14 protein-coding genes and 1 tRNA gene are annotated in these 13,828 nt (G+C 65.0%); 7 read left to right on the top strand and 8 right to left on the bottom strand.

The genetic code is table 11. The features are described from left to right. Both ACWPN8_RS20835 and ACWPN8_RS20830 read left to right on the top strand, forming a co-directional pair. Positions 1–3,147, top strand: coding sequence for an efflux RND transporter permease subunit (locus tag ACWPN8_RS20835; protein ID WP_492242133.1), 3,147 nt, complete (start codon positions 1–3; stop codon positions 3,145–3,147). A 14-nt stretch (positions 3,148–3,161) separates the two neighbouring features. Continuing rightward, a complete protein-coding gene (locus tag ACWPN8_RS20830; RefSeq protein ID WP_109449822.1) occupies positions 3,162–3,542 on the top strand; it encodes a response regulator in 381 nt (126 codons plus the stop codon). Between the two features lie 148 nt (positions 3,543–3,690). On the opposite strand, the gene ACWPN8_RS20825 is transcribed toward ACWPN8_RS20830, so the two are convergent. The 3 genes from ACWPN8_RS20825 to folK all read right to left on the bottom strand — a co-directional run bounded on the left by ACWPN8_RS20825 (position 3,691) and on the right by folK (position 5,174). Then, positions 3,691–3,849, bottom strand: coding sequence for a hypothetical protein (locus ACWPN8_RS20825; protein ID WP_167421726.1), 159 nt, complete (start codon positions 3,847–3,849; stop codon positions 3,691–3,693). Positions 3,850–4,142: 293 nt separating this feature from the next. Beyond that, on the bottom strand, positions 4,143–4,550 hold the full coding sequence (locus tag ACWPN8_RS20820) for a hypothetical protein (RefSeq protein WP_492242132.1): 408 nt from the start codon (positions 4,548–4,550) through the stop codon (positions 4,143–4,145). 90 nt (positions 4,551–4,640) lie between these two features. After that, positions 4,641–5,174, bottom strand: a complete 534-nt coding sequence (folK, locus tag ACWPN8_RS20815) for a 2-amino-4-hydroxy-6-hydroxymethyldihydropteridine diphosphokinase (protein ID WP_492242131.1) — start codon at positions 5,172–5,174, stop codon at positions 4,641–4,643. A 218-nt stretch (positions 5,175–5,392) separates the two neighbouring features. On the opposite strand from folK, the gene ACWPN8_RS20810 reads away from it, so the two are divergent. The 3 genes from ACWPN8_RS20810 to ACWPN8_RS20800 all read left to right on the top strand — a co-directional run bounded on the left by ACWPN8_RS20810 (position 5,393) and on the right by ACWPN8_RS20800 (position 7,215). Continuing rightward, the gene (locus ACWPN8_RS20810; RefSeq protein WP_109449828.1) at positions 5,393–5,845 is read left to right on the top strand and encodes a hypothetical protein; all 453 of its coding nucleotides are present in this window, start codon (positions 5,393–5,395) and stop codon (positions 5,843–5,845) included. A gap of 158 nt (positions 5,846–6,003) precedes the next feature. Further along, the gene (locus tag ACWPN8_RS20805; RefSeq protein WP_492242130.1) at positions 6,004–6,705 is read left to right on the top strand and encodes an SRPBCC family protein; all 702 of its coding nucleotides are present in this window, start codon (positions 6,004–6,006) and stop codon (positions 6,703–6,705) included. Between the two features lie 129 nt (positions 6,706–6,834). Further along, positions 6,835–7,215, top strand: coding sequence for a c-type cytochrome (locus ACWPN8_RS20800; RefSeq protein WP_109048171.1), 381 nt, complete (start codon positions 6,835–6,837; stop codon positions 7,213–7,215). Positions 7,216–7,351: 136 nt separating this feature from the next. On the opposite strand, the gene pepN is transcribed toward ACWPN8_RS20800, so the two are convergent. Beyond that, positions 7,352–10,009 (bottom strand): aminopeptidase N, encoded by a 2,658-nt coding sequence (gene pepN, locus ACWPN8_RS20795; protein ID WP_492242129.1) that lies wholly within the window; start codon positions 10,007–10,009, stop codon positions 7,352–7,354. A gap of 376 nt (positions 10,010–10,385) precedes the next feature. Between pepN and ACWPN8_RS20790 the strand changes: the two genes are divergently transcribed. Next, positions 10,386–10,856 (top strand): DUF488 domain-containing protein, encoded by a 471-nt coding sequence (locus ACWPN8_RS20790; RefSeq protein WP_492242128.1) that lies wholly within the window; start codon positions 10,386–10,388, stop codon positions 10,854–10,856. A gap of 30 nt (positions 10,857–10,886) precedes the next feature. After that, positions 10,887–11,657, top strand: a complete 771-nt coding sequence (locus tag ACWPN8_RS20785) for a DUF8758 domain-containing protein (protein ID WP_492242127.1) — start codon at positions 10,887–10,889, stop codon at positions 11,655–11,657. 40 nt (positions 11,658–11,697) lie between these two features. On the opposite strand, the gene ACWPN8_RS20780 is transcribed toward ACWPN8_RS20785, so the two are convergent. From ACWPN8_RS20780 to erpA, 4 genes are all read right to left on the bottom strand, one after another. Next, positions 11,698–11,787: transfer RNA gene (locus ACWPN8_RS20780), tRNA-Ser, on the bottom strand. Positions 11,788–11,858: 71 nt separating this feature from the next. Further along, on the bottom strand, positions 11,859–12,431 hold the full coding sequence (locus ACWPN8_RS20775) for a hypothetical protein (protein WP_492242126.1): 573 nt from the start codon (positions 12,429–12,431) through the stop codon (positions 11,859–11,861). Between the two features lie 129 nt (positions 12,432–12,560). Then, a complete protein-coding gene (xth, locus tag ACWPN8_RS20770) occupies positions 12,561–13,334 on the bottom strand; it encodes an exodeoxyribonuclease III (RefSeq protein WP_492242125.1) in 774 nt (257 codons plus the stop codon). 62 nt (positions 13,335–13,396) lie between these two features. Beyond that, the gene (erpA, locus tag ACWPN8_RS20765; protein ID WP_492242124.1) at positions 13,397–13,753 is read right to left on the bottom strand and encodes an iron-sulfur cluster insertion protein ErpA; all 357 of its coding nucleotides are present in this window, start codon (positions 13,751–13,753) and stop codon (positions 13,397–13,399) included. Positions 13,754–13,828 lie beyond the last annotated feature (75 nt).

Here is a 13,828-nt window from a genome sequence, read left to right as displayed (position 1 = left end):
ATGGTCCTCTCCGACATTTCCATCCGCCGTCCCGTCCTGGCGACGGTGATGAGCCTCGCTTTGATGCTGATCGGCATCGTGTCGTACCAGCGCCTGTCGGTGCGCGAATATCCCAAGATCGACGAGCCGGTCGTCACGGTGGAGACGACCTACAAGGGCGCCTCGGCCCAGATCATCGAAAGCCAGGTCACCCAGACGCTGGAGGACAGCCTCGCCGGCATCGAGGGCATCGACGTGATGTCCTCGATCAGCCGGGCGGAAAAGTCGCAGATCACCCTGCGCTTCCGGCTGGACCGCAACGTCGATGTCGCCGCCAGCGACGTGCGCGACCGGGTGGGCCGCGTCCGCGCCGCGCTGCCGTCTGAGATCGACGAACCGGTGATCGCCAAGGTCGAGGCCGACGCCCAGCCGATCATCTATCTCGCCTTCTCCTCCGACCGGCATTCGCCGCTGGAGGTGACCGATTTCGCCGACCGCTACGTCAAGGACCGGCTGCAGAACCTGCCCGGCGTGGCGCAGGTGCGCATCTTCGGCGAACGCCGCTTCGCCATGCGGCTGTGGCTCGACCCGCAGCGGATGGCCGCCTACCGGGTGACGCCGCAGGATGTCGAGACCGCGCTGCGCCGGCAGAATGTCGAGATCCCGGCCGGCCGCGTCGAAAGCGTGGCGCGCGAGTTCACCGTGGTCTCGGAGACCGACCTGCGCAGCCCGGCCGAGTTCGAAGCCATCATCCTGCGCGACGATTCGGGATATCTGGTCCGTCTGCGCGACGTCGGCCGGGCGGAGCTGGGGGCGCTCGACGAGCGGGTCAGCGCCCGTTTCAACGGCCGCGGCGCCGTCGCCATCGGCGTGGTGAAGCAATCCACCGCCAACCCGCTGGACGTGTCGAAGGCGGTCAACGACGCGCTGCCCAAGATCCGCGCGGCGGTGCCGGACGGCATGGGGGTGGATGTCGGGTATGACAGCTCCGTCTTCATCGCCAAGTCGATCGACGCGGTGTTCCACACCATCTTCGAAGCGATCATCCTGGTCGTTCTGGTCATCTTCTTCTTCCTGCGCTCGCTGCGGGCAACGCTGGTGCCGCTGGTGACCATCCCGGTGTCGCTGATCGGCGGCTTCGCCCTGATGTACGCGCTGGGCTTCTCGATCAACACGCTGACCCTGCTGTCGATGGTGCTGGCCATCGGCCTCGTCGTCGATGACGCCATCGTCATGCTGGAGAACATCTTCCGCTACGTGGAGGAGGGGATGAACCCCTTCCAGGCGGCGTTGAAAGGGTCGCGCGAGATCGGCTTCGCCGTCATCGCCATGACCATCACGCTGGCGGCGGTGTATGCCCCCATCGGCTTCATGACCGGGCGCACCGGCCGGCTGTTCACCGAATTCGCCCTGACGCTGGCCGGGGCGGTGATCGTGTCGGGCTTCGTGGCGCTGACCCTGTCGCCGATGATGTGCTCCAAGCTGTTGAAGCACGAGACCAGGCACGGGCTGCTCTACCGCGCCATCGAGCGCTTCCTGGAGGGGATGACCAACGGCTACCGCCGGTTGCTGCGCCTGTCGCTGCGGGCGCGGCCGCTGGTGCTGCTGATCGGGTTGGGCGTCGCCGCCGCCAGCTATTTTCTGTTCACCGGCCTGAAGTCCGAGCTGTCGCCGGTCGAGGACCGTGGCACCATCGTCGGCATCGCCATCGCGCCGGAAGGCTCCACGCTGGACTACACCATGGGCTATGCCCAGCGGATGGAGGCGCTGTTCCGCCAGATCCCGGTGCTGGAGAAGTTCTTCGTCGTCGTCGGTTTCCCGGTGGTGAACCAGGGCATCGCCTTCGTCCGCCTGATCGACTGGGACGAGCGCGAGGTGAAGCAGCAGGCGATCACCGCCCAGCTGTTCCCCAAGATGTTCGGCATCCCCGGAATCCTCGGATTCGTCACCAACCCGCCGTCGCTGGGCCAGAGCCCGATCGACAAGCCGGTCAACTTCGTCATCCAGACCTCGCTGCCCTTCGAGGAGTTGCAGGCGATGGTCAACGCCATGATGGCGGAGGCGCGCAACTTCCCCGGCCTGACCAACCTTGACACCGATCTGAAGCTGAACAAGCCGGAGCTGCGGGTGTCGCTGGACCGCGACAAGGCAGCCGACCTGGGGGTGGATGTCGACACGGTCGGCCGCACGCTGGAAACCTTGCTGGGCGGCCGGCAGGTGACGCGCTTCAAGAAGGACGGCAAGCAGTATGACGTGATCGTGCAGGTGGCGAATGTCGACCGCCGCAACCCGGACGACATCGCCGGCATCTATGTGCGCGGCGGCACCAGTGTAACCGGGGGAGCGGGTCAGATGATCTCGCTCGCCAATCTGGTGAAGGTCGAGGAGCGGGTGGCGCCGAAGGAGCTGAACCACTTCAACAAGTTGCGCTCCGCCACCATCACCGCGACGCTGGCACCGGGAACCTCGCTGGGCGAGGCGCTGGCGGTGATGCAGGCGGCGGCGAACAAGGTGCTGCCCGCAACCGCGCAGACCGACTATGCCGGGCAGAGCCGCGAGTTCCGCGAATCGGCGACCGGGCTCTACTTCGTCTTCATCCTGGCGCTGGCCTTCATCTATCTGGTGCTGGCGGCGCAGTTCGAGAGCTTCGTCGATCCCTTCGTCATCATGCTGACCGTGCCGCTGTCGATGACCGGCGCGCTGGCGGCCTTGCAGATGAGCGGCGGGACGATGAACGTCTACAGCCAGATCGGCCTCGTCACCCTGGTCGGGCTGATCACCAAGCACGGCATCCTGATCGTCGAGTTTGCCAACCAGCTCCAACGCGCCGGGACCGACATCCGCAAGGCGGTGGAGGAGGCGGCCGTGCTGCGCCTGCGCCCGATCCTGATGACCACCGGCGCCATGGTGCTGGGGGCGGTGCCGCTGGCCTATGCCAAGGGGGCCGGTGCCGAAAGCCGGCAGGCCATCGGCGCCGTCATCGTCGGCGGCATGACTCTCGGCACGCTGCTGACCCTGTTCGTCGTGCCGACCGTTTACAGCTATCTTGCCCGCAAGAAGCCGATGCAGGATGACGCTGCCGGGGCGGAGCAGGCGGGCAATGGGTTTGGCGGGGGACATGGTGGCGGGCAGGGCGGCGGGCACGGCACGCCCCATCCGGCCGAGTGACAGGGAGCGGCGTGGTGGCGAATGTTCTGATCATCGATGACGACGACGTTGCGCGTGCGGTTCTGCTGCGCACGCTGACGATGGCCGGCCATGAGGCTGTCGGTGCCAGCGACGGGCTGGAGGGGATGGAGCGGTTTCGCGGCCGTCCGGCCGACAGCCCGCTCGACCTCGTCATCACCGACATCTTCATGCCGAACCAGGAAGGTCTGGCGACGATCATGGAACTGCGGCGCGGGGCGCCGTCGCTGAAGATCATCGCGATTTCCGGCGGCGGCGCCCGCGCGTCGCTGGACGTGCTGCCGGTGGCGGAGGCGCTGGGCGCGCACCGCACCCTGCGCAAGCCTTTCACCCCGACCGAGGTGATGGATGTCGTGCGCGCGGTTCTGGAGGGGTGATGTGCCTGTCCCGCGAAATGCGAAGCGCCGCTCTCCGGGGAGGAGGGCGGCGCTTCGCTGTCGGGGGTTCCAGCCGATTTGCCTGACCGGGCCTTATCCGGCGCCTATGTCTGGGCGTCTGTGACGCCCGGGTCAGGATTCCCGCAAGTCAGGCGGCTAACCGTTCTTCCTGTACTCGACGGCTCCGGCGGAGGCGCTCGAAAAGCTGCTGGACACTGTCGGGGCTGATCCCATCGCGCACCATGACGGCGATCACGATCGGATCTTCGAGCAGTTCGGAAAGGGTCGGCGTCGTGTTGCGGTCCATGCGTCCCTCCCTTTGTGTCCGGCCTCCGGGTGCCGTAGCCGTCCCTGAAGGGGGATCGGCGGACGGACGAAGCCGGCAATGGCGATTGGCCTAATCCCTGCTGCGCGCTCGTCTCGGCTTTCGGTGTCCGGATTGCCTCTGGGGATATACCCCCTTCGGTCCGGATTGTGGGTCTGAAATACAATATGGCGACCATAACTCAGACGGAGTGGTATTGTCACCCGTCCTTTTGTCAACGGCCGCTATATCTTTGTGTATTCCAGTATTAGGGCCCGCGGCAGGGGGTCGCCCGCTCAGCCCTGTCCAGGCCTTGCCCGTGTCAGGCTGGCGCCGGCGGTCGGGCCGCCCGAGTCGGCCGCAGGAATGGCGACATCGACCTGCACCCGCCGCACCTTGGCATGGGACAGGCACAAATCCGCGGCGCGGTCCGCCAAATAATCGGCACCGGGTACATTGGATTCGCCGCAAAGACGACGCAAGTCTTCGACAATATCCTCGTAAGACATCACCGCGGCGATGTCGTCGGGAAAGCCGGGGCCGGGATGGGTGACGGTCAACGTCAGGTCGAAACTGGCCTCCGGCCGGTCGGTGCGGCCGGCGAGCGCCACCACGGCGGCGAAGCCGCGCACCAGGATGGTGTAGGTGAGCGGCGCACCGCCCGGCTGGACCAGCATGGTCCGTTTCACGCTATCGTCCGACAACACACTCTCCCGGCCGGCGAGCGGACGCCGGCATTGCAGTCCGGCCGGCACTATAGGCGGTGCGGCCGCCGCTTGCCATGGCGAGCCCGGTCACAGCGCTTCGGCGATGCGGACGACGGTCTCTCGGCCGGGCACCTCGTCGCAGAGGTCGCCGATCCGCCGGTTCAGCAGCGGGTGGAGGATGCCGGCGGCGATGTCGGCCAGCGGGCAGAGAACGAAGGCGCGCTCCGCCATGCGGGGATGGGGGATCTCCAGTTCCGGCTCCGCGACCACCCGGTCGGCATAGAGCAGGATGTCGACGTCGATGGGCCGCGGGCCGAAGCGCAGGCCGCCCAGGTCGCGGCCCAGCGACGCCTCGATCTCCTTCAGGAAGCGCAGCAGGGCCGCCGGCTCCAGGCTGGTGGTGCCGCGCACCGCCATGTTCAGGAAGGCCGGCTGGTCGGTCACATACATCGGCGCCGTCTCGTAGAGGGCGGACTGCGCATCGATCCGCACCGCTTCGCCCAGCCGCCGGATCGCCTCGGCGAGGTTGGCGGCGCGGTCGCCCATGTTGCCGCCGAGTGCCAGATACACCGTCGCGGCGGAGGTCGGTGAGGGCGGGGAGGGGGGCGTAAGCTCGGCCATGGCGTCGGCGGTCCCGATATGCTGGTATGGGCTGGGGACGGAACTCCTAGCAAATCCGGGCCCGCCCGTCACTTCCGGCCCGCAAGTCCGCATCGACCGGCGCCGTCCGGGAACGGACGGGCAGCGGCGGGGTTTCAGCACTGTATCAACCGGTTGAGAAGAACCCGGCGATGACACGATATTCTGGCGGAGGACGAGAGATGGGCCGAGACAGGGGTATGGCAAGGACGGTTGGCGCTGCGATGATCCTTCTCGGCGGCACCGCCGTCCTCCTTGCCGGCTGCGCCACCGGCCCCGACCCGGAGATCGCGCGCCGCGCCCAGACCGCCATGGTCGGCATGCCGAAGGCCGACCTGCTGGCCTGCGCCGGCGTGCCGGACCGGCAGGCAACGGCGTCGGGGCGCGAATACTACACCTATGTCGCCCATCCGGCGGTGGCCTACAGCCCCGGCAGCAGCATCGGCATCGGAGCCGGCAGCTTCGGCGGCAGCGGCGGCGTCGGGCTCGGCCTCGGCTTCGGGGTGCCGGTCGGCGGCGGCACCGCTCCGGGATGCGAGGCGACGATGGTCATCGGCCCGCGCGGCACGGTGGAGCAGGTCAGCTATCCGGCCGGCGCCTCGCTGTCGTCCTGCACGCCAATCGTCAGCAACTGCATGGCGCCGCGCGGCTGAGGATGCCGGCAAGTAAGACTTTGAGATGAGGCGGCCGGGGCTGTCACGGCGCCCGGTTATGCCATATCCTCGACCGTAACCCCGGCCGCAAGCCGGGGAACAGACGGCCGCAAAGGGCCGCATCAGGGTTGCCAACAGGGTTGGAGGAACCACGAACCATGGACATGAGCGGAAGCCACCGGATCGAGGCCAGCCGCGACGCGGTGTGGGCGGCGCTGAACGATCCGGACATCCTGCGCCAGTGCATTCCCGGCTGCGAGGAGGTGGTCCGGCAGTCCGACACCGAGATGACGGCCAAGGTCGTCGCCAAGGTCGGCCCGGTCAGCGCCAAATTCGCCGGCAAGGTCACCCTGTCGGACCTCGACCCGCCCAACGGCTACACCATCACCGGCGAAGGGTCCGGCGGTGCCGCCGGCTTCGGCAAGGGCGGCGCCACGGTGACGCTGGCCGAGGAGGACGGCGCCACGCTGCTGAGCTACACCGCCAAGGCCCAGGTCGGCGGCAAGCTGGCGCAGATCGGCTCGCGGTTGGTCGACGCCACCGCCCGCAAGATGGCGGAGGAGTTCTTCGCCCGCTTTACCCAGATCGTCGGCCCCGCCCCGGCCGAGACTGTCCCCGCCGAAACGGCTCCGACAGAAGCGACGCCCCAGCCGGCTGTCCGTCCGGCGGTCTATTCCGATCCCGCACCGGCCTCCGCCACGCCGAAGCCCGCCGCCCGCATGGCGGAGGTGCCGCCGGAAATCCCGCTGCCGCTGCCGGTCGGGCGCGGGATCGGTGTGGGCGGCGGCAATTTCTACGTGCCGTGGGCTGCACTTCTTGTGGTTGTGGTTCTGCTCGCATCGCTTGCCTGGATGAGTTGACGTGGCAGATTGTTCATTGGTCGTACGGCTGCATCAAAGGGGTTTGACACCCTTTCGGAATGTGTATGCTGCCGCGCGATTCCGGTCGGCGCCGTCGGCCGGTGGATCCATCGGAAGGGAAGCCGAAGAATGAAGAAGCTGTTGATGGGCGTTGCCGCCATCGCCGCGGTCGTGATGGGTGCCGGTGCCGCCCAGGCGGCCGATGCCGCCGCCGGCAAGGATGTCTTCAAGGTCTGCATGGCCTGCCACACCGCCGAGCAGGGCAAGAACAAGGTCGGCCCGTCGCTGTTCGGCGTCGTCGGTCGTCCGGCCGCCTCGATCGAGGGCTTCAAGTATTCCGCCCCGATGAAGGAAAAGGGCGCCGGCGGTCTGGTCTGGACTGCGGAGAACCTCGACGCCTACATCAAGGCGCCGAAGGAAATCGTCCCGGGCGGCACGATGGCCTTCGCCGGCCTGAAGGACGACGCCAAGCGCGCCGACCTGATCGCCTTCCTGTCCGAGCAGAAGTAAGACCGCTGTCCCCAGACGGCTGGTCCCCGGTCCGGCGGCCGGGGAACGGTCCGGACGGCGAAAGGGCCGGTGGCATTGCCACCGGCCCTTTGCTTTAGCGCCCCTGCGTTTGGGAATAGTCCTTTGGTTCCGAGTCTCAGCCGGCGGCGGCCAAGCTCTTGCTCGCAACCTCGTAAACGTCCGGCGACAGGCCCGAGGTTGCGACGATCCGCTGCAATTCGGCCTTCATCAGCCCCTGGCGGGCCGCGTCATAGCGCCGCAGACGGGAGAAGGGACCCATCAGACGGGCCGCAACCTGCGGGTTCATCGGGTCCAGGCGCAGCACCTGATCGGCGAGGAAGCGGTAGCCGGCACCGCTCGCGTCATGGAAGCGGACCGGGTTGCCGTTGGCGAAGCCGCCGATCAGCGCATAGACCTTGTTCGGGTTCCGGATCTCGAAGGCCGGATGGCCGAGCAGGGCGGTGACGCGGGCCAGCGTGTCGGCGCGGTTGGACATCGCCTGCACGCCGAACCACTTGTCGACCACCAGCGCCTCGCCCTTCCAGCGGGCGTAGAAATCGGCCAGCGCCGTCTCCCCCTCCGGCGAGGCGGCGTTGGACAGGAACTGCAGGGCGGCGATCTCGTCGGTCATGCCCTGGGCGCTGCGGTACTGCGTCAGGCAGAGGTCGAGCGCCTCGTCGTCCTCCAGCGCCATCAGATAGGCGAGGCAGAGGTTCTTCAGCGCCCGCTTGCCGATGGCGTCGGCATCGACGGAGAAGGGCTCCTGGCTGCTGTTACGGCGGTAGAGGTCGAGGAAGCGTGCCCGCAGGCGGCCGGCCATCGTTTTGCGCGCGAACTCCCGCACCGCATGGATGGCGTCGGGATCGACCACCGGCATCTGGGTGCCGAGATAGGCCTCCGTCGGCAGCACCAGCGCCTGGGCGGCGAAGGCGGGATCGCGCTCGGCATCGTCCAGGATCTTGGCGAAGGCGTCGGCATAGCCCTCCGGCAGCACCAGCTCGCGTCCGGCCTGCTGGTCGGCGACGAGGCCGAGCAGGATGCGGGTGCCGAGAATCTGCCCGGCCTCCCACCGGTTGAAGGCGTCGCTGTCGTGCGCCATCAGGAAGGTGAGGTCGGCGTCGGTCAGGTCGGTCTTCAGCTTCACCGGGGCGGAGAAGCCGCGCAGCAGCGACGGCACCGGCCGGGCCGCGATGTCGCGGAAGGTGAAGCTCTGGCTTTCCGCCGTGACGTGCAGGATGCGGCTGGTGCCGGCGGCCTCCTCCTCGCCGTCCAGGCGCAGCGGCAGGTCCTGGCCATCGGGCCCGAGCAGGCCGACGACCAGCGGGATGTGCATCGGCTGCTTGGTCGGCTGGCCCGGCGTCGGCGGCACCGTCTGTTTCACCGTCAGGGTGAAGGTCTTCGCCGCCGCATCATGGCTGCCGGCGATGTCGAGTTCCGGCGTGCCGGCCTGCCGGTACCACAGCTGGAACTGGGTCAGGTCGACGCCGCTGGCATCGGCCATGGCGGCGACGAAATCGTCGCAGGTGACCGCCTGCCCGTCATGGCGCTGGAAGTAGAGGTCGGTGCCCTTGCGGTACTTTTCCGGCCCCAGCAGGGTGTGGATCATGCGGATGACTTCCGCACCCTTGTTGTAGACGGTCGGGGTGTAGAAGTTGTTGATCTCGACATAGCTGTCCGGGCGCACCGGATGGGCCATGGCGCCAGCATCCTCCTGGAACTGCACGGTGCGCAGCCCCTGGACGTCGGCGATGCGCTTCACCGCGCGCGAATGCATGTCGGACGAGAATTCCTGGTCGCGGAAGACGGTCAGCCCTTCCTTCAGCGACAGCTGGAACCAGTCGCGGCAGGTGACGCGGTTGCCGGTCCAGTTGTGGAAATACTCGTGCGCGACCACCGCCTCGATGTTGAGGAAATCGGTGTCGGTCGCGGTTTCCGGCTTGGCCAGGATGTATTTGGTGTTGAAGACGTTGAGCGACTTGTTTTCCATCGCCCCCATGTTGAAGTCGCCGACCGCGACGATGTTGAAGATGTCGAGGTCGTATTCCAGCCCATAGACCTCCTCATCCCAGCGCATCGACTTGACCAGCGAGCGCATGGCGTGGTCGATCTTGTCCTCGTTCCCCGGCTCGACATAGATGCGCAGCGTCACATCGCGGCCCGACGCGGTGCGGAAATGGTCCTCGCCATGGACGAGGCTGCCGGCGACCAGCGCGAACAGGTAGCAGGGCTTGGGGAAGGGATCCTCCCAGCGCGCCCAGTGGCGCCCGCCCTCCAGATCGCCGGATTCGGCGAGGTTGCCGTTGGACAGCAGCACCGGATAGCGCGCCTTGTCGGCGGTGATGGTGGTGCTGTAGCGCGCCATCACGTCCGGCCGGTCGGCGAAATAGGTGATCTTGCGGAAGCCTTCCGCCTCGCACTGGGTGCAGAAGTTGCCGGAGGACTTGTAGAGCCCTTCCAGCGCGGTGTTCTCCTGCGGCTTGATGCGGACGATGGTTTCCAGCGTATAGCTGGCCGGCACCTCCGGCACGATCAGGTGATCGGGGGTGACGGTGTAGTCGTCCGGCCCCAGAATGCGGCCGTCCAGCGCCACCGACACCAGATCCAGCCTCTGCCCGTCGAGCGACAGCGGCTCGGTCGCCGCCTCCGGCCGGTCGGGGTTGCGGCGGATCGCGAGCACCGCGCGGACGGTGGTGACATCCTCGCCCAGGTCGACGAACAGGTCGACCGTGTCGATCAGATGCGCCGGCGGGCGATAGTCCTGAAGCCGGATGGCCTTCGGCGTGCCTTTGTCCATGTGCCTTGTCTCTGGTCAGTGTCTGTCTTGCGGATCAAGCCGGTCGGGACAGGTCCGAGGGACAAGGACTGTAGCAAGGCGGGGGCGGGCTGTCTTCCGTAGGAAAGGTGGTGGGAATGGGGGTGGCTGGCTGGCAGCGTGCGTAGCGAAGTTTGGAAGCGGCTGGTGATTGGAGCGTGCTTGACGCGTCCGCTCTGATATCGCTTTTGAAGCTCATATACCGTTAATTTCCTCAGGTTTGTATTGCAGTTGATCCATGGATGGAAAACGATTCCCCCCAACTCCCAATCTGGTCTAAAAACGTATATCGGCAAATTTCCTGTTTCTTGATCATGCGCGTTCGCGCAGTAACGACGGCGAAGTGTGTAGGGCCATTATGGTGGGGCAAGTGACAGCTAATACACTATTTACGATCGGCTATGAGGGTGCGGTTGTAGATGATTTCATAGCTACCTTGCTTAAGGTTGGCGTTCAAACTGTCATTGATATTCGCGATATCCCCGTATCCCGTCGTCGCGGATTCTCGAAGTCTGCATTATCACAACACTGTGTGGATCAAGGGCTGACATATGTTCACCTACGCCCTCTCGGAGATCCAAAAGAGGGGCGAGAGGCGGCGAGAGCAGGCCGATATGAACAGTTCCATTCAATCTTCTCAACACATCTTGGCACGCTTAGCGCGCAGAATGCATTGGGTGAAGCGATCAAGATTGCGAGCGATAGCATCTCCTGCCTACTATGCTACGAGCGGGACCACCGCTTCTGCCACCGGAACATTGTGGCGGGTGAGATGAAAAGGCTCGGAGCGTTTACCTTGAAGCACATTGGAGTGCCAGAGGGCAGGTAACAGCCGAGTCCTATTTAGGGAAGGCTGACGATGGAAAGTGATTTAAAATCAGGGGAAGCAGAGGCCGTTATTTTAATCAAAGCCTCACCTCAAGTCGGTCAAAAGCATGGCGAGACCGTCTGCTGTGCAGCATTAGACATTTATGGGCGATGGCTAAGACTCTATCCAGTCTCATTTCGTTACTTAGAGGATGGGAAAAAGTTTTCGCGCTGGGATACAATTCGCTTTCGCTGGCGTCTACCGGATGATGATCGGCGCTTGGAATCACGCAGGATTGACCAAGATACTTTGTCTATTGTTGGATGTTTAAAGCCATCCGAGCGTCAAAAATTTCTATCTCGCGTGATAATAACTAGCTTAGACCGTGAACGTGAAGCGGGAAGGAGTCTTGCTCTTTTAAAAGCTGAAATTCGAGATTTTCGTTATGAGAAAAAGACTGCCGAGGAACTAGCTATCGAAAAAGGGAAATTTGACAAACTTCGCGCGCAAAAAGATATGTTTAATAGTAAAGATCTGATCCCGTACGAACCTTGTCCGTATCGCTTCAAATATCGATATAGAACAGATGATGGGAGTCGTGACGGAACATGCCAAGATTGGGAACTCGAGGCGACTTATTATAACTGGTCTCGGAAGTACGGGGAAAAATCTACTCTAGAGAAGATACAGAAAACATTTGGTGAAATATATCCTCGGGACGGAATGCTCTTAGCAATGGGGACGCATTCTGTTTATCCAGATCGCTGGCTCATTAACGGTGTAATTCGTTTAAGTGATATACAGCAAATGAGTCTGCTTTGAATGCAGTGCGGTGTTCTTGGATACTCATTTTCCGGCGCAATGGCGGAAGAGGTGGGATTCGAACCCACGGTAGGCTCACACCTACGACGGTTTTCAAGACCGTTGCCTTAAACCACTCGGCCACTCTTCCCTCGGCCCACGGGAGTAGCGAATGCGTCGCGGTGGGTCAAGTGTCGCGCGCAAGCTGTTGCGTTTTGCCCCTCAGTTCCGGATCGGGCGGCCCAGCGTGCGCAGGCGGCGGGTCGGTTTCGGCGGGCTGGGACTGTCGGAGAAGTCGGGCAGGGCAGGCGCGCGGGCTATCGTCTTGCGGATCAGCTCTGCCGTGGCGTCCAGATCGTCGAGAATCTCCGGCGCCACGCGGTCGGCATAGCGGGGGCTCAGCAGGCGGGTGCGGGTCTGGTCGATGCTGCGCAGTTCGGGCTCGAACAGCTCGCGGGCGCCGATGGGCAGGACCTGGTCCTCGCGCATGCTGGAAAAGTAATTGCGCATCGCGCGGGCCAGCATGCGGGTCAGCAGAAGATCCATCCGCTCGAACTCGGCGCGCAGGTCGGTCAGGCGCGACTCGTCCACCCCCTGGAGATGCTCCTCGGTCAGGGTGAACAGGGCGCGGATCTCCTCCAGTTTGCGGCGGAAGTCGAGGAAGGAGGCGAAGCGGTCGTCGCCCATGTCGCGCTGGGCCCGCTCGGCAAGCTGGGAAGCTTCGGTCGCCTGACGCTCCAATGCCGCCAGCAGAGACTTCACCCGCTCCCGACCGTTGTCGCGCCTCCACGCCATGCCCGCTCCACACTCCTTGATGACTGCGCCAGCCCGGCTTTCGACGGGGCGGCGCGTTCATCGTAGAAGCGAAACTTTTAACAAAATGCTTTTGTCACGGACTTTATACAGGCGGCACACCCGCGCCGCTCAGGCGTCACGCAGGTCCAGGATCACCGGGGTGTGGTCGGACGCCTTTTCCAGCCCGCGCGGGCCGCGGTCGATGGTGCAGCCGGCCAGACGGTCGGCGGCCTGCGGCGACAGCAGGAAGTGGTCGATGCGAAGGCCGTTGTCGCGCGGCCAGCTGCCGGCCTGATAATCCCAGAAGGTGTAGGCGCGGTCGTCGTCATGCAGGGCGCGGTAGGCCTCGGTCAGGCCGAGATTCAGCAGGGCGCGGAACTTGGCCTTGGATTCCGGGCGGAACAGCGCGTCGCCGGCGAAGGCCTGCGGCGAGTAGACGTCGCGCGCCTCAGGGATGATGTTGTAGTCGCCGCCCAGCACCACCGGGATTTCCTGCGCCAGCAGCGTGCTGGCATGGTCGTACAGACGGTCCATCCAGCGCAGCTTGTAGGCGAACTTCTCGCCCGGCACCGGGTTGCCGTTGGGCAAATAGAGCGAGGCGATGCGCACGCCGGACACGGTGGCCTCGACATAGCGGGCCTGCTCGTCCTCCGGCTCGCCCGGCAGGCGGGTCAGCACGTCTTCCGCCGGGGTCTTCGACAGCAAAGCGACGCCGTTGTAGGCCTTCTGCCCGACGGCATTGACGTGGTAGCCGAGCTCCTCGAAGGCCGCGGTCGGGAAGGCGGCGGTCTCGCATTTGATTTCCTGGAAGAGCACGACGTCCGGGGACGCCGTGCGCAGCCAGTCGGTGATCAGCGGAAGGCGGGCTTTCGCCGAGTTGACGTTCCAGGTGGCGATCTTCACGAAAAAGGCCTGCCTTCTTTTCTTGGTTCTGTGAGGTCGGACGGCGGCCTCAGACCGCGGCCCTAAACCGCGAAGGAGTTGCCGCAGCCGCAGGAGGCGGTGGCGTTCGGGTTCTTGATCTGGAAGGCGGCGCCCATCAGGTCCTCGACATAATCCAGCGTCGCGCCGGCCAGCAGGTCGAGCGAGGCGTCGTCGGTGACCACCTTGGTGCCGTCCTTCTCGAAGACATGGTCCTCGTCGGTCGCGGTCTCGTCGAAGGTGAAGCCGTACTGGAAGCCGGAGCAGCCGCCGCCGGACACGGTCAGGCGCAGCATCAGGTTGGGATTGCCCTCCTGCTCGATCAGGAAGGCGACGCGCTTGGCAGCACTTTCGCTGACGCCGAGGATTCGGGTGTCGGTGGGGAGTGCGGTGTCGGGCATGGGGTGGCCCCTCTGGTGCGGTGCGGGAGTTGCCACAAATGTAAGGGGGATCGCCGGCTTCGTCAAAGTGTGGGC

It is taken from the genome of Azospirillum sp. UENF 112521, from assembly GCF_058780665.1.
Note: the sequence above shows the minus strand (reverse complement) of the source record. Positions and strands in the feature narration are given on the sequence as shown.

Bases quoted from the DNA above. Each gene is read 5' to 3' on its own strand.
- ACWPN8_RS20835 (WP_492242133.1), top strand. From the start codon at position 1: ATGGTCCTCTCCGACATTTCCATCCGCCGTCCCGTCCTGGCGACGGTG.
- ACWPN8_RS20825 (WP_167421726.1), bottom strand. From the start codon at position 3,849: ATGGACCGCAACACGACGCCGACCCTTTCCGAACTGCTCGAAGATCCG.
- folK (WP_492242131.1), bottom strand. From the start codon at position 5,174: ATGGCCGAGCTTACGCCCCCCTCCCCGCCCTCACCGACCTCCGCCGCG.
- ACWPN8_RS20810 (WP_109449828.1), top strand. From the start codon at position 5,393: ATGGCAAGGACGGTTGGCGCTGCGATGATCCTTCTCGGCGGCACCGCC.
- ACWPN8_RS20805 (WP_492242130.1), top strand. From the start codon at position 6,004: ATGGACATGAGCGGAAGCCACCGGATCGAGGCCAGCCGCGACGCGGTG.
- ACWPN8_RS20800 (WP_109048171.1), top strand. From the start codon at position 6,835: ATGAAGAAGCTGTTGATGGGCGTTGCCGCCATCGCCGCGGTCGTGATG.
- pepN (WP_492242129.1), bottom strand. From the start codon at position 10,009: ATGGACAAAGGCACGCCGAAGGCCATCCGGCTTCAGGACTATCGCCCG.
- ACWPN8_RS20790 (WP_492242128.1), top strand. From the start codon at position 10,386: ATGGTGGGGCAAGTGACAGCTAATACACTATTTACGATCGGCTATGAG.
- ACWPN8_RS20785 (WP_492242127.1), top strand. From the start codon at position 10,887: ATGGAAAGTGATTTAAAATCAGGGGAAGCAGAGGCCGTTATTTTAATC.
- ACWPN8_RS20775 (WP_492242126.1), bottom strand. From the start codon at position 12,431: ATGGCGTGGAGGCGCGACAACGGTCGGGAGCGGGTGAAGTCTCTGCTG.
- erpA (WP_492242124.1), bottom strand. From the start codon at position 13,753: ATGCCCGACACCGCACTCCCCACCGACACCCGAATCCTCGGCGTCAGC.